A 15,974-nucleotide genomic window follows, 5' to 3' on the forward strand; every position below is an offset into this window, starting at 1 on the left:
CTTGCAGGAATGACGTTCGCGAAGTTCTCCCGATACTCCCACAATTGGGACCTCGGGATGAACCACAACTTCACCAAGCTCTCGATGCTGTTGCATCCGTCCGTGACTGCGCTGGTGACGAACTTGCCTGCATCGGCGGGCGAAAACGAGTGCTTCATCGAAACGTCGACGGGCCGTATCGGCATGTGGTCGAACGGCGAATGGTGGACCGTTGATCCCAAGATCGGCGTCCTGGCCTACGTCGCGGGGCTTGATCAATATTGGCAGTTCAGTCCCGACGAAGAATGGGTGCTGGCCTTCGACCTTAACGCGGACTTCGCTCCGATCGAGCGCAATCTGTCGTTCTACGCGCCGGGACTGGTGAGGCCGAATGCGCCGTTGTTCGCCTACGTCCCGACGATGGAGTTCACGCTTCCTGCCGGTGCGCCAGGCTCCCATGCAGTGCTCGACGTGGCCCCCGCAGGTGGCAATCTCATCCTCACGTTCGCCGGGGGCACTATCACTTTCCTTGACGGGCAGACCGAGGGAACGTTCTCGGTGGCCTCGGACTATGTGATCCATCCCGCCGAGACAGAAGGTATGTACGCGCAGCCGACAGTGCTGACGATCACGAGCGGTAGCACGTTCAACGCACAAGGGCTGTCGGTGTCCCTGCGCGGCAAGATCAGGGCTATCGACTGATGCCGGTTCTCATCCTCGAACGCGACTATCTCGACATTGATCGGCAGAATACCTCGTGGGAGCTTCGCAACCAGAACTACACTGGATGGGGCAACGGCGAGCACCTGTGGAACGTCGATGTCAACAACAACCTGACCTTCGCCTCGTGGTGGCAGTGGTTCGGCGTCCATAATCGCCGCCAGCCATGGGCTCCCTGGAACGTCATGTACCGCTGGTATGTGACGCCGGGGCAAGACCTTTATCATGCAGGCGGCGAGGGGGTGACACTCCCACCATTCGTCGGCGCGAAAGACTACGTTTGGGCTGACCGCACCTACATCGGATACTCGATCAGCGGGGCATGGAAGCCGATGGGCTACGTCTACCCGTGGCGTCCAATGGTCGAGGTCAGCCTGTTTTCGAGCTACCCGGTCGCGGGGGAGACGTGTTGCGCCTATGTCGTCGAGCGGGCCTTTTCGCTGACCAAGTGGGGGCCGCAGGGCGATGCTCGCTACAGCCGCTTCCGAAGCGACCGGGTGGATAGTGGCTCACGATCAATGTCGTTCGACGTGCTGGTCAACGGCGTGAAGTTCGGCACGGCAACCCATAATCGGCCAGCCGGTGCGCCACAGACATCGCGCCTTCGCCTCGACGGTCCCGCTGTCGTCGGTGACACAATCACCTTCAACGTCGGCGACGTGATCAGCATCGTCGCCCCGGCAACCATTTGGGGCACCCGATGGGCCTGCCTCTCGATCCTCGGAAAGGTCATCGTTCCATGAAGTACCTCGTCGGACGCTCGCTTCTCAATCCGCCCTATCTCGAAATCGTCGAGGTCGAGAACGACATTCCCGGCCAGTCGCTCGAAATGGTGCCGCCGCTTTTCGCACCCGCCGAGAAGCTGCGTTTCCCGCGCGACAACTCACAGATGATGGTTGCAACTAAGTTTCGTCGCGAGTTCGTGCAGGGCATCGGAAACCCGACCGAAGTCGTCCCGACCGAGGGTCTGCGCCTTATCGCACCGAACGACGCATTCGTGCTCTTCGGGGGTACAGCGACCATCGACCCGGTTCTCTATCAGCGGCGTGGCCCCGGCTACGAACGGTGGGGCATCGCCATCCCCACGGGCGAATACGTCATCACCGCCGCGTTCTCAGCGAGTAGCCGTTACCTCTTCGTCGTCACGTCCGATGACGACACAGAGGTCAAGGTTTTGCGCAGGGAGTCGACCGGCTTCGTCCAAATCCATGCGATCGACCTGGCCTTCGCTGTGGTCAATGTGTCGGTGACGGCGGGGGACGCCTACGTCATCATTGAGGGCGCTTCGGTCTTCGTGGCGCACCAGAACCTTGACTCGCAGTCGACGCCCTACCCGGCGATCCCCACCACCCCTGTCGGAAAGCTGATGGCGATCTCGCCTGACAACCGATGGTACGTGATGGATATGGGCGGCAGTGCTTCCGATCTTACTGTCTACGAACACTCGACCGGAACGTGGACCGCGCTTCTCGATCTGGACGACACAGACGGCAACAACCGCAAGGCCGCGTTCTCACCGGACGGGACGGTGCTTGAGGTCAGCTTCGCTCGCGCAGGGTCCAACTATAGCCCCGCCTTCTTCTCGGTGCAGGAGGGCACCTTTGCTGCCGCAGCCGGTCAGTTGCGGACGAACGCGGGGAACCGGGACTATCGTGGTGTGAAGTTCTCACCGGATTCCGAATACATGCTCCACGCATGGCGCGATGGGACTGGCGTCTCAACAGCCGAGCTTTTCGGCAAGACGCTGTTGCCGACGCCTCCGTTGCAGTCGCATATCAACCCATTCCCGAGAGCTTTTGCAGCAGTTGCAGCAGGGGCCTTTTCGCCGAATGGTCAGCATTTCTTGTGCGGCAGCGCCAACGTTTCGTCGGTCTTCCTCTACGACATCGTTGGTGACACGTTCGAGGAGCCGCTGCGAGCCCCATCGCACTCGGTATGGCTGGTGCCCGTGTGATCGCCTGGTCGCCAGACTCGGCGTTCGTCGCCGTTGGTTCAGCATCGTCCCCCTATCTGAAAATCTTCGAAGTTAACGCGGGGGTGTTCACCGATGTAACCCCGGCAACCGGCCTCCCGGCCAATTGGGTGAATGTCATCGAATGGTCCCCGGATGGTGAGTTCCTTGTTGTGGGAACCAATATCTCGGGCTCGTCCTACATGCACATTTATCAGCGCACGGGCAGCAGTTTCGCCGAGATTCCCGCACCTGTGACCCCGAGCACCATCCAAGGGGCAGCGTTCTCACCCGATGGCGTTCATCTTGCCATCACCGGAGCGGGGGTGGGGCACCTTGAAATATACAAGCGCTCGGGATCGACCTTCACCAAGCTTCCCGACCCCGCAGTGATGCCGACGCGCATCGGGTGGGAATGCCGGTTCTCCCCGGATGGGGAACATTTGGTCGTCACCGGAGGGACCGGCACGGGTGACTATCTCACGCTCTACACGGTCTCGGGCGACACGTTCACTCATCAGGCCGGGGCGTTCGACTTCATCCCGAACTCTCAGACGCGCCTTGCCGCCTTCACGTCTGACTCGCAATGCCTGTTCGTCTTCTCGGACACCGAGCGATTGAAGGCGTACCGGCGAAACGGTGACAGCTATGAAGTCCTGCCCGACTCCTCACCTGCGTCGGCAACGGCGCAGCCGAACATCCTGTCTCTCGATGGAGCGGACACCTTCCTTGCGGTGAATAGCTACGCCTCGTCGCACGAGATTATCATCTACAAGTATGTCGGCCTCGGCGATGCGTGGACCTACGAGCAGATTGCGATCCTCGGGACCGATGGGGCTTTTCATGAGCTTTGGGGCTTCTCGCCCGACAGCGCGATCATGCACTACGGCGCGGGAACCTCCTACGCCCACCGCGACCCTGAAAACCCCACTGTCGATCTGTCGACCGTACCTTTCGACACCGAGTATGCGGCCAGCCAGATCAACGATGTTATGTGGAGCCGAAGCGGCAATTTCGTGCTCTACAGCAACCCCGATGGCCCGAGCGTGTCGGTCAAAACTGGCGAGGCTGACGACTTCACGATGGCGAAGAACCTGAACGGGTTGTTTGTTTCGAAGTACGTTCGCGACGGGGACCAGTTGGTCGAAACCGAGTACGTGATGCACGACATCAATGCGGTTCTTACGAACCCGACCTACTCCGCAACCGGGCTGGCGTTCAGTTACTTCCTGATGGACGAGCCTGGCACCAGTGGCCGGTACATCTATGACAGTGCGGATGACAAGTTCGATCTCAAGGGGATCGACTACGACCCTCGGATGCAGGCGTCCTACATCGGTTTCTCGCCGCATGAAACGCACTTCGTCGTCACCTATCAGATGAGCGATGATGCTCACGAAATCAGGTTGTTTTCGTTCGGCAGCAACCGCGTTTACAACCTCCATGACACCGAGCTTACACCGTTCGGGCCGGTGGATATGTCGAAGTGCGATGATGTGCTCGTTGCCAACGGTGGACTGGTCAATCCCTTCACGCTGTTCTCGATTACGGACATGGAACTGACGCAGGAGCCTTTTCCTATCACGAATTGGGACAAGGAAGGCTTCATTTTCGACGTGCTGTGGATGGACGATTGCAGCGGCTTCTATGGTGTTCTCCCCGAGGAAATTATCGTGGTCGATGAAGAGGGGGAAATCATCGACGAAAGTCCCATCGAACCGCCTATCGACGAGGATGATGACCCGGAACTCGACTACATCGACGACGAGGAAGATGAGGATGATGAGCGCATCCGGTTTGACGACGGGGGCGATGGTGACGATGGGGGCGACGGCGGCGGAGTCTATCGCCCAACACCGGGCGGGCCGATCATCGACGTGACGTACCTGAACTACTCGACAGTTCATGTGAGCTATCGCCGTTAGCGTATTGAGAATTTCCACTTTTTAGGGTAGTGACCACATAGGGTTGAAAAGGAGACTCCTATGGCTGTCAGAATTTCTATTGCCGCAGCAATCGCAGCTTGCGATTCTATTGTGGCATCGATCGACGAGGGTGCGGGCGCAAACGGTACGCTGGTGATTTATGAGGGTGCGCGCCCCGCAACCGTCGACACGGCAATTGGCGCACAAGTCGCACTCGTCACTTTCGCCTTGGCGAACCCGTCCTTCGCGGCTGCACAGGACGTGTCCAACAGCGGCCATGCAACCGCCAACACTATCGACCCGGTTCAGGCCGACGCGAACGGCACCGCGCAATTCTTCCGTGTTTTCGACGCGGACGGCAACGCGGTCTTCGACGGCTCGGTCACTGACACGGGCGGCAACGGCGACCTCAAGCTGTCTTCGACGGCAATCATCGAGAACATCGACGTGACCGTGGTCTCGCTCACCGCCTCCATGCCTACGGCTTGATCCGATGGCGCAGGGCCGCACCCGACTCGCCGCCTGGTCGGCGGATGACACGCTCCGCTTCTATGAACTGACGGAGACAGGATTCTCCCAGGTCGGGGCGGTCGGCATGGCGCACGACGCAACGGCTGTCTCCGAGGGTCGTCCGCCGATCCTCGGTTTCATCAAAGACGGTCGGTTCCTCTCCGCACTGTGGCAGGTTGCCCCCACTTCGTCGGTGCGGCTCTCAGCCTTCAATATGGTTCCCGCCGAGGTCAGCAATTCCGCGTACTCGCTAAGCGGAATTTCGTTCCGAGTGGTGTCAGACTGGAATGAGCCATTCGGCTATCGGCCCTTGTTGCGTGGGGACAACACATCCGGCTACGGGTTCGCAATTGACGACGCCGCCGCCGTTACGAATACCGGCACCGAGTCCGGTTTCTCTGTCGCAAGCCGCCGCTCGCTCGCGTTCTCCCCGGATGGGCAGTTGGCGGTTCTCGGTGCCGACAGCGGGCAGAGTTCAATCCACATCGTGGATAGCCCGACTATTGGGAACCCGGCTTTCGTCCCCCTTACGACTCTGTCGGAACATCTTGCGCCGGTTGATGCCGTCTATTGGTCGGACGATGGAAACTTCTTTTTCGCGGTCGACCGTAGCGCAGGTGGGAAGGTGACGGTGTTCCGTCGTGGCACCGCAAACGCCTTCGACGCGGTGTGGGAAATCAGTTCCGCTCACGGCGATCCACACGCTGTCGCCGTGTCGAGGGACCGCCGCCACGTCGCCGTGTCGTTCGTCGGTTCCGGGGTTTATACGACGGTGGTCTATCGTCGCCTCGCGAACGTCTTCCAGCCCATCCAGACTCTCGCTCAGCCTATGGGACGGCTGCTCGGCTTCTCGGGTGACGGGGCATTGCTCATCGACGCAAATGCCAAGGTGGCCTATCGGAACGTCGAGGGCGTGTTCGAAGAACAAGTTGGCCTGTTTACCAACGTCGCGGGCACCGTCATGGCGCAGGCCGTCAGTCCGCACATGGATCAGATCGTCTCGACATCCTCGTTCTACGATGGTGCTCTTGCGGCGTTGGTGACTGACACAGTTGATCTTCAAGCCCTCAAGGTCGTCCTTCTGTCTGACGCCGCAGAGTTCGACCCCAACGCCAGCACTCTCGCTGAGGTCACGAACGGCGGCGCATACGAGGTTCACGGCAATGGATGGACCGAAGGCGGTGAACCGCTGACCTCAGTCGCGAATAGCGAAGTCAACGGAAACTTAGTTGCGCTCGTCGCGGACGACATTAGCCGGATCATTTTCGGCGGCGGGATCGAGTTCCGCTACGCGGTGATTGTGGAAGGCTCGACGCCTCGCATCTTCACCGATTTCAGCCAGCCGGTCATCGTCGGAGCGGACAAGGAACTCGGGTTCGACTTCTCCAACGGTCTCGTCGTCTACAGTCTATAGGGGGCGCGGCAATGCCGATCGAGATACGGAAGCAGGCGAACCCCGCAACGTTGCCTACCGCACAGGCTTACGTGGTCGCGGTCTCGCGCGACGGACAATATGTTGCAGTTGGGTTCGAGGCGGCACCCTACTTCCACTGCTACCGGAAGGTCGACGGATCGTGGGTGAAACTCGCCAATCCTGCGATCCTCCCTCCGGGGGTGTGCAGGGGAATATCCTTCTCGCCCGATGGTTCGCTGCTGGCGGTGTCCCACTCCCCATCGCCTCGGGTGTCGATGTATATCCTGTCAGGAGATACGCTCACCAAGACGAACGACCTCTCCCCGCTCCCGCCGAGCAATTGTAGGGGGTCCGCATTCTCCCCTGACGGGGCCTATTTCGGCGTGGCGCACGTCAATCCGCCCCGCTTCTCAGTCTATGCGATTGACGGGACCACGTTCACCAAGATTGCGGACCCGGTCGAACTGCCTCCGAACCACGGAGAGTCTTTCGCATGGGGGAAGCAGGCGACATCGTAGCTGTCGGTTCGGCGAACCAGAGCGGACAGGCGAACGGCTACGTCTACACGTTCGATCCGGTCTCCGACAGCCTAACCAAGATGGCCGACCTCGACACTCGCCTGTTTAGCTCGGGCTATGGGGCGGCTGTGCGTCCTGACAACGCGCACGTAGCCTTCTCCCATCCGGGAGTTCCCTACGTTTCCATCTATGACGTTACCAGCGGCTCGCCCACGAAGTTGGCTGACCCCGCCGTCCTGCCGACAACGAACGCTCGCGGTTGCGCCTATGATCCGAGCGGGCGGTTCCTTGCGGTGGCCTACGGGGCTGCACCATACGTGATTGTCTATGAGTATGACGGCGCGAACTACGTGAAGGTTGACGACCCTGACATCCCTCCCACGGGAAGCGGGATGGGTGTTGCCTTCTCGGCGGACGGAACGATTATGGCCGTCTCCCACAACACTGCGCCATACCTGTCGATCTATGAGGTAGGTGAGTCCATTAACGCCGAAGGTGCCCCCTATTCCCCGCATTCGTCGCGGCGGGCGAGGGGAGATTATCGAGCCTACGGAGTATGACATCGAAGGCGACTTGGCCTTCCCGAGATTCACGGTCTCAGGCGAACTTGCCGAGTTCGAGCTTGAGCCGATCTGGTCCCCTCCCGTCATCTTCGGTCCTGCGCCCATTCTGCTCAGCGGCCCCGACATCCCTGTGTCGATCAGCGACCCGCCACAGTTCGGATATGCGGAAATCGCGCTCCCGACGTTTGGAGTAGCGGGAACCGCAGCATTCCCCATCCCGGTCGATGGTGAGGCGGTTTTCCCCGCATTCACCGCTGAAGGTATTGCTGATCAGGAGCAACCCGAGCCCGTCGACGTTGAAGGCGCGTTCTCCTTCCCGAGTTTCAATGCGACCGGTGAGCTTAGCGCCCCCATCGGCGCGATTTTCGAAGGGCAGTTCCCGAGCCTCGCGGCTGATGGCCTCGTTTTCGTCGACGTTTTGGTCGAGGCGGACGCGCTCTTCCCCGCCTTCTCCGTATCGGGCCAGTTCGACATTCCGATCACCGTGGAGGCTGACGCGCGGTTCCCGGCGTTTGCGCTGCAGGGCTTCGCCGCGCCCGACACCATGGCCGATGGCAACCCCATCTTCCCACGCTTCGCCACGGCAGGTCTCATCGCCCCGGATACCGTGGTCGACAGCGGCTTCGTTTTCCCGCGCTTCACTGCCAGCGGTACGGCTCGCCGACCATTGGTCGTGGACGCGAATTTTGCCTTTCCGGGTTTCGGCGCTCAGGGAAGCGCCGCTGTTCAGTACCGGGCCAGCGGCGATCTGGCTTTCCCGCGATTCCGCGTCAGCGGCTACGACGAGGGCGGCGGATCGAGCTACGCCGGGATCTCAGCCGCAAGCCTCGGCGGCGGGATCAGCGCCACATTCCTGCCGATTGCATCCGTGCGGATCGGCTTCGGCAACAACATAACCATAGGATGAAGCATCATGGCGAGCACCCTGGCACACACGATCGACGAAGAATGGACCCTCGTGGCAACGGGTATGCGCAACGTTGCGATCCAGCTTTCCCGACAGGGGCAGTTCGAAGTCCACGTCGCCGATAGCGAACCCGACGAGAGCGCCGTTGGTATCGAAATTGGTAACACGCTCACGGGTATGCCTTCGACCTTCGCAATCGCCGCGCTCGGGGAATCCACAAGCGTTTGGGTTCGGAGCGTCAGGGGCGCGCAGATCGTGGTGCTTGCTTATTGAGTGAGTTTCCACTTTCTGTTATCAAGACCACAATAAATTGAATCAAATCGAAGGAGCACTACCATGTCGATGCGCGAAGTCACCGACCGTTTCGGTTTCGCCAAGTGGGTTTTCGGCTTCGTCAAGATGAAGCAGGCGTGGGAGCAGGCCGCTCCCGTGATCGACGCCCACCTTCTCCCACCTTTCACCGCCGACGACATCGGCAAGACGCTCGTGATCGAGGACGACGGCGAAGGTAATCCCGTCCTCGCGTGGTCTGCCGCTTAATCCCCTAGCGCCAGGAGAACGGCCATGCAGCTTACAGAGGCTGAAAAGAAGCTCATCGCGGGAATCGCGCAGATGCACAATCTGCCGACCGCGACCGCTATGGCCGTGATCGAGGTCGAGAGCGCGGGCCACACCTACACCGTGATCGACGGACGCAAGGAGCCGTTGATCCGGTGGGAAGGTCACTACTTCGACAAGCTCGTTGACCCCAAGAAGCGGGAACAGGCGCGCAAGGCCGGTCTCGCCAGCCCCAAGGTCGGCGGTATCAAGAACCCGTCCTCGCAGGCCAAGCGCTATGCCATGCTCCATCGTGCCATGCAGATCGACCGGGACGCCGCTATTATGTCCTGCTCGTGGGGCGTGGGGCAGGTGATGGGCTCCCACTGGAAGACCCTCGGCTACAAGTCGGCGGTCGACTTCTACAACAAGGTCTCCGAGAACGTCATCGGCCAGGTCGATGCGATGTTCCGCTACATCGTCAAGTTCGGCCTCGTCGACGAGTTGCAGCGCTACGATTGGGCCGGGTTCGCGCGCGGCTACAACGGCCCGCTCTATGCGAAGTACGGCTACCACACCAAGCTCGAACGCGCATTCTCGCGTTACAACGGTGCCGCAGCGCCAGTGTCGTCCGCCTCGGGGATGCTGCGCATGGGCTCGAAGGGCAAGCGTGTCCGCGAGCTTCAACAGCTTCTCGTGCGCTCGGGCGCGGCCATCAAGGTCGACGGTGACTTCGGTCCCGCCACGAAGGACGCCGTTCTCGCCTTCCAGCGTTCGCACGGACTCACGGTCGACGGTGTCGCCGGTCCTGAGACGTTGAACGCGCTCGCGCTCTTCCGCCCTGACCCTGAAGAGGATGTCGGCGCGATCCCGCCCACTGAGGTCAAGGAAGTGACCGACGCTGCCAAGGGCCTCGGCCCGGTCGCGGTCGTTATCGGCATTCGTGACCAGGTCGCCGAACTTGCCTACGGACTGCTCGGAGTCGAGTTCGAGACTGCGCAGACCGTCGCCAATGTGTTGCTGGCAGGATCGTCCGCCATCGGCGTCGGATTGGCCGTCTATGCCGCCTACGGGTGGTGGAAGTCGGGCAAGACCTACGAAGGCGTAAGCTGATGTTCGACTGGCTGCGCGAGAGCGTCATCTACTCGACCCCGTGGTGGGTGTGGGCGGCCCCTGCGATTGGGGCGGGCGCAGCCATGCTCGTGACAGTCAGCCGCGTCGTGGGGCTGCGCAACGCGCTCCTGGCAGGGGTTGCCTACGCGGTGGTCGTTCTGACCGCCATGAGCCACCTGAGAGGCCGTCAAGCCGGGTGGGAAGATCGCGCGAGGAAGGATGCCCGCGATGCTGAGAAGTTGGTTCAACGGATCAAAAACGCTCGCCGCAACAACGCTGCTCGTCCTGCTGGCAGGCTGCGCGACGACGACGGCTATAAGCGTCGATGAGAAGCTGCTTTGCGGCGACCCGGAGTCGGGGTTCGAGGGGCTTGTCAGGCCCTTCCACTGGCACGAGGACGATACCTCGGAGTCGATAGCGCAAGCTAAAGAGCGCAACGCCGAATACGAAGCGACCTGCAAGAAATGACCGACGAGAAGAGCATCGAGATCCACACGCAGCTTGCCTCACTCGGCGCTACGATCGAGGCCGTGGGTAAGCGCGTGGTGGAAAGCGACCAACAGCGCCAGGAGGCCGAGCGGCGGGCGCAGGAGAGCCGTGGCAGGCTCTATGAGAAGGTCGAGGATGTTGCGAAGGGGTTCCACGGCTTGCAGATCGTCAGCGCCCGCATGGAGGCGCAGATGGCCGCTCAGGCGCACGAGTTCAAAGCCTTCGCCAAAGACATGGAAACCCGTGTGGCAGCGGTCGAGGAAGAGCAGCGAGCCGCGAGAGCCGATCTGAACACCATGAAGCCCAAGGTCGACCTGTTCAGCAAATGGGAACAGCGGGGCATTGGCATCGGGATCGCTCTCACGGTTCTAGGCACCCTCTTCGGCGCACTGCTAGTGACGTTTCGGGACAAGCTGCTCAGAATGTTCGTCGGCTGATCCGACAATCATCGAAGCGATCCCCGACATAAAACCTACGCTGATACCGCTGAGGTCCGCCGAGGGCTCCATGTCGTTGAAGATGCGGCGCACCATCATCGGGCTACCGTCCTCACTCAGGTAATCACGAAGCTCAAGCGCCAGCTTCTTCCCGGCTGCGACATCGGCATCCCAATTGTCGGTTGGCGCTACGTTCCAGAATGATTTCTTACCCGGCCCACAGGCCGATACGAATGACAGGCCCTCGCGCCCCACTACCACTTTGCTCAACTTCTGCTCCTTACTCGCAAGCATTTCCTTACCCTCGGGCTTTCTGTTTCTCCGTTTCTCACCCGACGTTTCAGCCTGTAACATCTGCACAGGGGTTTCAACTTTTCTTTGACATGACCACAATTCCTTAACCATTGCCTGTGGATAACTTTCAACCACGTGTTGAGAGGACTATTTTCCTATTTCTCTGTCAACCCCTGGACCAATCCCGAATCTCTACGCTAGCAGCCCCATTAGGCACCGACCGGTGAGGGGGTGGATAAACCCCCGATGCACTTTTTGCGTCTGGCGTAACTAAGTTTCACATCCGTGCCGCTGCGTAAGGCACGTCGCCCCTCGCGGAGCCGTCCATCTAAATCAACTCTGATGAGTCTTGACTCGCGAAAGTTGAAATAATGGCGCGCAAATATTCGTCCGCGATCGACGGATCGACCATGGGAAGTTTGAACCGCCGCCTGATGTCATCAGCGTGGTCGGGCTCGCGCTCTACAAGCAGCGCATTCATTCCCTCGGCGAGTGCTGCCGCACCTGTCGTCCCCGAGCCAGCAAATGCGTCGAGGACCGTGCCACCGGCAGGCGTGGTGAGCCTTACAAAATGTCGAAGGAGACCGACAGGCTTTACCGTAGGGTGAGACGATCCGTCTCGGTCAGCCTTCTTTGCCTTGCCGTGGTAGGTGATCGCGTCGATGTCGGGCGGGAAGCAGTTGAAGAACCGAGCAGCCGATCCGGCGTCCGACCGCCTTGCCGAGGGCACTCGGCCCTTGAACTCGTTGTAGATGCCGTTGGTGACGCCCGAGGGCTCGTTGCCCTTCACGTCGCCTTTTTGCCCCTTGCTGGCGGGGAACAGCCCCACGACATCATCGCTACCGTCATGCAGGAGGTTCGCGGGCCAGCGTCCCTCGGGCTGAACAAATTCGAGGCCCTGATCGCGGCGGAAGCTGTTGTTCTCGCCCCATTCGTCGTCCCGTGCCTGGCCGCTCTTGGCGTAGGCACCGCCGTTCAGATCGTCCTCAGTCGGCACAAGGCACTTCTTGATGTTAAGTGCGCCGACGCCGTGCGTCAGAACGTTGCGAAAGCCGGTCTTCGTGTCGAACGGCTTCTGGCCGATGTAGACAGGTTCAATCGCAGGCTTCGTGCTTTGGGTGCCGTAGTACCAGCCTTCCCATGCAATCAGTTCAGCCTCGGGGACCCCCGCCTTACGTGCGAGCCGCGTTACGCTATGGGCCTTCGGGAAACCCGAGCCGTACACCCATCCGGTGAACGGGTGCATGATGAAGCCTGCAAGCTCCATTGCTGCCGCTTGCCAATGGCCGGTGCGCGGCGACGAGAAGGCGAGGCAGTAACCGCCAGGGAGCAGCAGATCGTAGACCAGTGACCAGAACTCGGGGTCATGGGCGATCCGGTATCCGCTCTCGTCGGCGGCGTCCCACACACGGCCCATGAACCCCTTTGACTGGCGGGTGAAGCGCCCGTCTGATCCCGCCTTCGCCGGGGCCGATCCACGTTTGCCGAAGCGCTTTGCCACGCTCTCAAGGTAGTAGGGCGGGTCCATGAGGGCCGTGTGGACCTTTCGGCCCTGCGCGACCAGTCGGCGCAGCACTTCGTTGGCGTCACCCTGATAGAACTCAACCGTCATTTCATGTCCCTTGCGGCGCGCCGTATCTGCGCTCGAATATTCAGATGGGCTCGGCGGTCGCGGTCGCTTGCGCGGTTGTTATGCGGCAGGATGCCTACGAGCCGTGCGCCGAGATAGAGCTTGATGTGCTTGGTGCCGACGCTCGTGCTCCAAGGGAGGCCGGTTGCGTCGAGTTCGGGCCGTAAGGTCGATAAGAGGCTCATCAGATCAAATCCTCGCTCGATCGACGAACGGGGCGGACTTCCTCCCGGCCCGTCTTCTGGTAGGTCGCCAAGACTGCGTCGAGTGCTTCGCCAGGTGTGTCGCCGTGCATGATGCGCCACGAGCCATCCGGGTTTTGGAAGTTGCCCTGCCAGCCCTTCGACTCGGTCTTCCAGATCGTGATGGCCTTGATCCGGTGCCGATGCGCAACGTGATCCAGGCGGTCGAAGTCGCTCATACGAGGTCGTCCACGGATCGGCGCTTCGACTTGACCTGGCGGGCGACGGGCGGCGGATTGTCCTTCGGCGGCTTCTGCCGCAGCGGACGCATGGCCTTTTCGATGGCGACGATGGGGTCTTCGTCCTCGACCGAGTCGTGCTTCCTGCCGCTGTCGTTGAGGTACGTGGCGATCCACATCTTCGGATTGGCGCTGCTCTTGTAGAGCGCGATGGATAGCAGCCCGCCGTGTTTGATGGCCGTGCGCAGCTTCTCTTCGAGGTCCATCAGACCATCCCCAACGCCGCCATATAGAGGTCGACGATGGCCTCTTCCTCCTGGCGCTCGGCGGCATCCTGTTTGCGCTTTTTCAGGATCGTGTTGATGGCCTTAAGGTCGAAGCCCGCCCCCTTGGCCTCTTGTTTGACCTCCTTGATGTCGTCGGACACCGTCTTCTTCTCTTCCTCAAGTCGCTCGATGCGCTCGATGAAGGATCGAAGCTGTCCAGCGGCGACCGTCTGTACGGATTCGCGGTTATGTCGTCACCGGAGTTGTGGCCGATCAGATCGTCATCGTCGCGCCGTGCCATGGTATCCCTCTTCTGTTGTCTAGATTGCCGGGGGTGGAAACTTAGTTTGCGCGAGCGCCGTAGCGCGCGGCCTCCTTCGCCCCGGAATGAGGAAGCCAACGGCTTCGCTCGAAGTAACGGTTGCCGCCGCCGTTGTAGCGGGGGTTCCTGCCGGGGTGAGACCCCCAATGATCGCGAAACGCCGGATCGTCCATCTTCGAGACGTGGCGCACAACCGCCTTGCTCCGCGAGCGCTTCTTCTTGGGCGCGGGATCAGGTGCCATCACGTCGGCGAACCGGCGAGAAGGCTCGGCCCCGCCGCCGAACACGGCACCGAGACCTGACAGCGCCGCCGTAGCAGCCATGGCGAGAGAAGTGGAAAGACGCATGGGATCAGTCCTGTGGAAAGAGGGAGTCTTCGGGGTAAATCTCGCGACGGATCATCGCGATATAGGCTTCGAGCGCGGACACGAACTCGGTGCGAAACTTGGTCGACTTGCCCGCGATAACCCACCGTTCAAGCGCCAGTAGAACGCCATGTAGGTCGTCGGGGATTTGGTTGACCGAGATGAACTCGACCATGGAGATTCCCTTCCGGCGATCCCGGTGGGGATGGTACTCTTCCATGTCCAGTTCGATCCGCTGACGGGCGTAGTGAAGGGACTTTTCGAGGTCGAGAAGGCCGTTCTTGTCACGCCAGCGGATCACGTATTTGAAGATGTTCTGCGCGAAGGCGTCCCAATTGTTCGCCGCGACGAAATGATTGGGCTGGATCGGGTACTTGACGTAGTGCCCACCGCCGACCTGATAGCTCAACGCGCTCATCGGACTGACCTCAGACGGCAGCAGCCGCGCCGGTCGCGGCGGGTCGCTGATAGACCGGCGTCCGCTTCGTCGTTTCCTCGGACTGCTTGTTGATGTCGATGGACTGGTACTCGGCCCAAATGCGGCTGATGCGCAGCGCGTCTTCGGCCTCGAACTTTGAGCCGCCCTTGAGCTTGGTGATGGCGCGCAGATCGTTGTTCAGGACTTCCGCGAAAATCTTTGCGGCGTCTGCGTCCTGGGCGATGGTTGCGTTGTTGAGAATGCTGGAAATGCTCATGGTCGTTCTCCGTGGTTACACGAGGTCGTCAGACGGTCGTGCCTTGCTTTGGTCGAGGAATTTGAGTTCGCTCAGGCCGGTGATTTCGAAGATGGCGGCGATGTCGGCTGGGCCGAAGTGGACAACCACGTTGTCGCCGTCCTGATGCGCCCACACCCGTTCGAAGATTTCGGCGACAGCCTGCTTCACTGACTTCGCCGGGGCCTTCGGCTGCTTCTTCTCAGCGGCCTTTCGGACGTGCTTGGCAGTCGCGCGATCCTTGCCCGACTTCTTCGCCTCCTTCACGGCCTCCTTGAGTTCCTTGGCCGCAGCCTTGGCCTCGCCCTTGTGCTTGTTGAGCGTGGTGATCGCGAGCGTCGACGAAACCTCGCCCGAGCGAACCAGATCGGTCAGCGTCTTCGGGGCCGCGACCAAGGCGATGAGGTTCGAGACGTGGACGCGGCTGATGCCCGCCTTCTTGGCGATGTTGGATTCCGTCCAGCCCAGGTCCGTGAGGCGCTTGAACACCTGCCCCTGCTCGATCGGCGTCAGCGGCTTGCCCGAATTTCGAACGATCATCGAGAACGTGCGCTCGGCCTCGTCGGCGTTGCGGTTCTCCGTCACGACAGGCACGAGCATTTCGCGGTCAGCGCCGAGGGTGTCGATGGCGTACATCGCGGCGGCGCGGCGACGGTGTCCGTCCGAGACGAACGCCTTACCGTCTTCCCAATAGGCAGTGAGGGACTGTTTGACGCCGATTTCGGCGATGGACTGCGCCAGCGCGAGGTCTTCGATGTCCTCGGGGTTGAAGTCGTTCTCGCGGGCGTTCCAGCCCTCTTTCGTATGCAGATCGAAGGGGCTCAAGCGGTACTGATCCGACCGCCCCTTCGCCAGTTCCTTAATGCCGGTTGCCATCATTCGTTCTCCTAAAATGATGGC

General features: G+C 60.9%; 24 protein-coding genes. 14 read left to right on the plus strand and 10 right to left on the minus strand.

The features are described 5' to 3' along the window. Positions 1–9: 9 nt before the first annotated feature. The 14 genes from HK436_RS10630 (at position 10) to HK436_RS10695 (ending at position 11,063) form a co-directional block, all read left to right on the plus strand. Positions 10–681: a hypothetical protein gene (locus HK436_RS10630; RefSeq protein WP_173189477.1), complete on the plus strand. Its 672-nt coding sequence runs from the start codon at positions 10–12 to the stop codon at positions 679–681. Continuing rightward, on the plus strand, positions 681–1,442 hold the full coding sequence (locus HK436_RS10635) for a hypothetical protein (protein WP_173189479.1): 762 nt from the start codon (positions 681–683) through the stop codon (positions 1,440–1,442). The genes HK436_RS10630 and HK436_RS10635 overlap by 1 nt, the downstream gene beginning before the upstream one ends. After that, a complete protein-coding gene (locus HK436_RS10640; RefSeq protein WP_173189481.1) occupies positions 1,439–2,653 on the plus strand; it encodes a WD40 repeat domain-containing protein in 1,215 nt (404 codons plus the stop codon). The genes HK436_RS10635 and HK436_RS10640 overlap by 4 nt, the downstream gene beginning before the upstream one ends. Then, a complete protein-coding gene (locus HK436_RS10645; protein WP_173189483.1) occupies positions 2,650–4,575 on the plus strand; it encodes a WD40 repeat domain-containing protein in 1,926 nt (641 codons plus the stop codon). Before HK436_RS10640 ends, HK436_RS10645 begins: the two co-directional genes overlap by 4 nt. Before the next feature lie 60 nt (positions 4,576–4,635). Further along, positions 4,636–5,064, plus strand: coding sequence for a hypothetical protein (locus HK436_RS10650; RefSeq protein ID WP_173189485.1), 429 nt, complete (start codon positions 4,636–4,638; stop codon positions 5,062–5,064). A gap of 4 nt (positions 5,065–5,068) precedes the next feature. Beyond that, positions 5,069–6,499 (plus strand): WD40 repeat domain-containing protein, encoded by a 1,431-nt coding sequence (locus HK436_RS10655; protein WP_173189487.1) that lies wholly within the window; start codon positions 5,069–5,071, stop codon positions 6,497–6,499. Between the two features lie 11 nt (positions 6,500–6,510). Continuing rightward, entirely contained in the window at positions 6,511–7,017 is a 507-nt protein-coding gene (locus tag HK436_RS10660; protein ID WP_173189489.1) for an SMP-30/gluconolactonase/LRE family protein, read from the plus strand. Further along, positions 6,993–7,577: an SMP-30/gluconolactonase/LRE family protein gene (locus tag HK436_RS10665; protein ID WP_173189491.1), complete on the plus strand. Its 585-nt coding sequence runs from the start codon at positions 6,993–6,995 to the stop codon at positions 7,575–7,577. The genes HK436_RS10660 and HK436_RS10665 overlap by 25 nt, the downstream gene beginning before the upstream one ends. A gap of 13 nt (positions 7,578–7,590) precedes the next feature. Beyond that, complete coding sequence (locus HK436_RS10670) at positions 7,591–8,487, plus strand: hypothetical protein (RefSeq protein WP_173189493.1); 897 nt, start codon at positions 7,591–7,593, stop codon at positions 8,485–8,487. 6 nt (positions 8,488–8,493) lie between these two features. Then, the gene (locus HK436_RS10675; protein ID WP_173189495.1) at positions 8,494–8,760 is read left to right on the plus strand and encodes a hypothetical protein; all 267 of its coding nucleotides are present in this window, start codon (positions 8,494–8,496) and stop codon (positions 8,758–8,760) included. 63 nt (positions 8,761–8,823) lie between these two features. Next, positions 8,824–9,027 carry a hypothetical protein gene (locus tag HK436_RS10680; RefSeq protein WP_173189497.1) on the plus strand — a complete coding sequence of 68 codons (204 nt, stop codon included), beginning with the start codon at positions 8,824–8,826 and terminating at the stop codon, positions 9,025–9,027. Between the two features lie 24 nt (positions 9,028–9,051). After that, positions 9,052–10,137 carry an N-acetylmuramidase domain-containing protein gene (locus tag HK436_RS10685; protein ID WP_173189499.1) on the plus strand — a complete coding sequence of 362 codons (1,086 nt, stop codon included), beginning with the start codon at positions 9,052–9,054 and terminating at the stop codon, positions 10,135–10,137. Then, complete coding sequence (locus HK436_RS10690) at positions 10,137–10,466, plus strand: hypothetical protein (protein WP_173189501.1); 330 nt, start codon at positions 10,137–10,139, stop codon at positions 10,464–10,466. The genes HK436_RS10685 and HK436_RS10690 overlap by 1 nt, the downstream gene beginning before the upstream one ends. 135 nt (positions 10,467–10,601) lie before the next feature. Then, positions 10,602–11,063 (plus strand): DUF1515 family protein, encoded by a 462-nt coding sequence (locus HK436_RS10695; protein WP_173189503.1) that lies wholly within the window; start codon positions 10,602–10,604, stop codon positions 11,061–11,063. Here HK436_RS10695 and HK436_RS10700 read toward each other — a convergent pair. The 10 genes from HK436_RS10700 to HK436_RS10745 form a co-directional block, all read right to left on the minus strand. Beyond that, entirely contained in the window at positions 11,019–11,333 is a 315-nt protein-coding gene (locus tag HK436_RS10700) for an EF-hand domain-containing protein (RefSeq protein ID WP_173189505.1), read from the minus strand. The genes HK436_RS10695 and HK436_RS10700 overlap by 45 nt on opposite strands. Positions 11,334–11,685: 352 nt before the next feature. Further along, the gene (locus HK436_RS10705) at positions 11,686–12,969 is read right to left on the minus strand and encodes a DNA methyltransferase (RefSeq protein ID WP_312860540.1); all 1,284 of its coding nucleotides are present in this window, start codon (positions 12,967–12,969) and stop codon (positions 11,686–11,688) included. Next, positions 12,966–13,172: a hypothetical protein gene (locus HK436_RS10710; RefSeq protein ID WP_173189509.1), complete on the minus strand. Its 207-nt coding sequence runs from the start codon at positions 13,170–13,172 to the stop codon at positions 12,966–12,968. Before HK436_RS10710 ends, HK436_RS10705 begins: the two co-directional genes overlap by 4 nt. Then, positions 13,172–13,408 (minus strand): hypothetical protein, encoded by a 237-nt coding sequence (locus HK436_RS10715; protein ID WP_173189511.1) that lies wholly within the window; start codon positions 13,406–13,408, stop codon positions 13,172–13,174. Before HK436_RS10715 ends, HK436_RS10710 begins: the two co-directional genes overlap by 1 nt. Further along, on the minus strand, positions 13,405–13,674 hold the full coding sequence (locus tag HK436_RS10720; RefSeq protein WP_173189513.1) for a hypothetical protein: 270 nt from the start codon (positions 13,672–13,674) through the stop codon (positions 13,405–13,407). Before HK436_RS10720 ends, HK436_RS10715 begins: the two co-directional genes overlap by 4 nt. Then, the gene (locus HK436_RS10725) at positions 13,674–13,874 is read right to left on the minus strand and encodes a DUF2312 domain-containing protein (protein WP_173190108.1); all 201 of its coding nucleotides are present in this window, start codon (positions 13,872–13,874) and stop codon (positions 13,674–13,676) included. Before HK436_RS10725 ends, HK436_RS10720 begins: the two co-directional genes overlap by 1 nt. Before the next feature lie 142 nt (positions 13,875–14,016). Next, positions 14,017–14,343 (minus strand): hypothetical protein, encoded by a 327-nt coding sequence (locus tag HK436_RS10730; protein WP_173189515.1) that lies wholly within the window; start codon positions 14,341–14,343, stop codon positions 14,017–14,019. A gap of 4 nt (positions 14,344–14,347) precedes the next feature. Further along, on the minus strand, positions 14,348–14,779 hold the full coding sequence (locus HK436_RS10735; protein ID WP_173189517.1) for a DUF3310 domain-containing protein: 432 nt from the start codon (positions 14,777–14,779) through the stop codon (positions 14,348–14,350). Positions 14,780–14,789: 10 nt separating this feature from the next. After that, positions 14,790–15,056: a hypothetical protein gene (locus HK436_RS10740; protein WP_173189519.1), complete on the minus strand. Its 267-nt coding sequence runs from the start codon at positions 15,054–15,056 to the stop codon at positions 14,790–14,792. 15 nt (positions 15,057–15,071) lie between these two features. Then, positions 15,072–15,953 carry a ParB/RepB/Spo0J family partition protein gene (locus HK436_RS10745; RefSeq protein ID WP_173189521.1) on the minus strand — a complete coding sequence of 294 codons (882 nt, stop codon included), beginning with the start codon at positions 15,951–15,953 and terminating at the stop codon, positions 15,072–15,074. Positions 15,954–15,974 lie beyond the last annotated feature (21 nt).

Origin of the sequence: Neoaquamicrobium sediminum (genome assembly GCF_013240295.1) — a bacterium.
GTDB lineage: Bacteria > Pseudomonadota > Alphaproteobacteria > Rhizobiales > Rhizobiaceae > Aerobium > Aerobium sediminum.

What these genes read in the sequence shown, in the direction of transcription:
- HK436_RS10630 (WP_173189477.1), top strand. Translation starts at nt 10, where the DNA reads ATGACGTTCGCGAAGTTCTCCCGATACTCCCACAATTGGGACCTCGGG.
- HK436_RS10635 (WP_173189479.1), top strand. Translation starts at nt 681, where the DNA reads ATGCCGGTTCTCATCCTCGAACGCGACTATCTCGACATTGATCGGCAG.
- HK436_RS10640 (WP_173189481.1), top strand. Translation starts at nt 1,439, where the DNA reads ATGAAGTACCTCGTCGGACGCTCGCTTCTCAATCCGCCCTATCTCGAA.
- HK436_RS10650 (WP_173189485.1), top strand. Translation starts at nt 4,636, where the DNA reads ATGGCTGTCAGAATTTCTATTGCCGCAGCAATCGCAGCTTGCGATTCT.
- HK436_RS10655 (WP_173189487.1), top strand. Translation starts at nt 5,069, where the DNA reads ATGGCGCAGGGCCGCACCCGACTCGCCGCCTGGTCGGCGGATGACACG.
- HK436_RS10660 (WP_173189489.1), top strand. Translation starts at nt 6,511, where the DNA reads ATGCCGATCGAGATACGGAAGCAGGCGAACCCCGCAACGTTGCCTACC.
- HK436_RS10665 (WP_173189491.1), top strand. Translation starts at nt 6,993, where the DNA reads ATGGGGGAAGCAGGCGACATCGTAGCTGTCGGTTCGGCGAACCAGAGC.
- HK436_RS10675 (WP_173189495.1), top strand. Translation starts at nt 8,494, where the DNA reads ATGGCGAGCACCCTGGCACACACGATCGACGAAGAATGGACCCTCGTG.
- HK436_RS10680 (WP_173189497.1), top strand. Translation starts at nt 8,824, where the DNA reads ATGTCGATGCGCGAAGTCACCGACCGTTTCGGTTTCGCCAAGTGGGTT.
- HK436_RS10685 (WP_173189499.1), top strand. Translation starts at nt 9,052, where the DNA reads ATGCAGCTTACAGAGGCTGAAAAGAAGCTCATCGCGGGAATCGCGCAG.
- HK436_RS10690 (WP_173189501.1), top strand. Translation starts at nt 10,137, where the DNA reads ATGTTCGACTGGCTGCGCGAGAGCGTCATCTACTCGACCCCGTGGTGG.
- HK436_RS10695 (WP_173189503.1), top strand. Translation starts at nt 10,602, where the DNA reads ATGACCGACGAGAAGAGCATCGAGATCCACACGCAGCTTGCCTCACTC.
- HK436_RS10705 (WP_312860540.1), bottom strand. Translation starts at nt 12,969, where the DNA reads ATGACGGTTGAGTTCTATCAGGGTGACGCCAACGAAGTGCTGCGCCGA.
- HK436_RS10710 (WP_173189509.1), bottom strand. Translation starts at nt 13,172, where the DNA reads ATGAGCCTCTTATCGACCTTACGGCCCGAACTCGACGCAACCGGCCTC.
- HK436_RS10715 (WP_173189511.1), bottom strand. Translation starts at nt 13,408, where the DNA reads ATGAGCGACTTCGACCGCCTGGATCACGTTGCGCATCGGCACCGGATC.
- HK436_RS10720 (WP_173189513.1), bottom strand. Translation starts at nt 13,674, where the DNA reads ATGGACCTCGAAGAGAAGCTGCGCACGGCCATCAAACACGGCGGGCTG.
- HK436_RS10730 (WP_173189515.1), bottom strand. Translation starts at nt 14,343, where the DNA reads ATGCGTCTTTCCACTTCTCTCGCCATGGCTGCTACGGCGGCGCTGTCA.
- HK436_RS10735 (WP_173189517.1), bottom strand. Translation starts at nt 14,779, where the DNA reads ATGAGCGCGTTGAGCTATCAGGTCGGCGGTGGGCACTACGTCAAGTAC.
- HK436_RS10740 (WP_173189519.1), bottom strand. Translation starts at nt 15,056, where the DNA reads ATGAGCATTTCCAGCATTCTCAACAACGCAACCATCGCCCAGGACGCA.
- HK436_RS10745 (WP_173189521.1), bottom strand. Translation starts at nt 15,953, where the DNA reads ATGATGGCAACCGGCATTAAGGAACTGGCGAAGGGGCGGTCGGATCAG.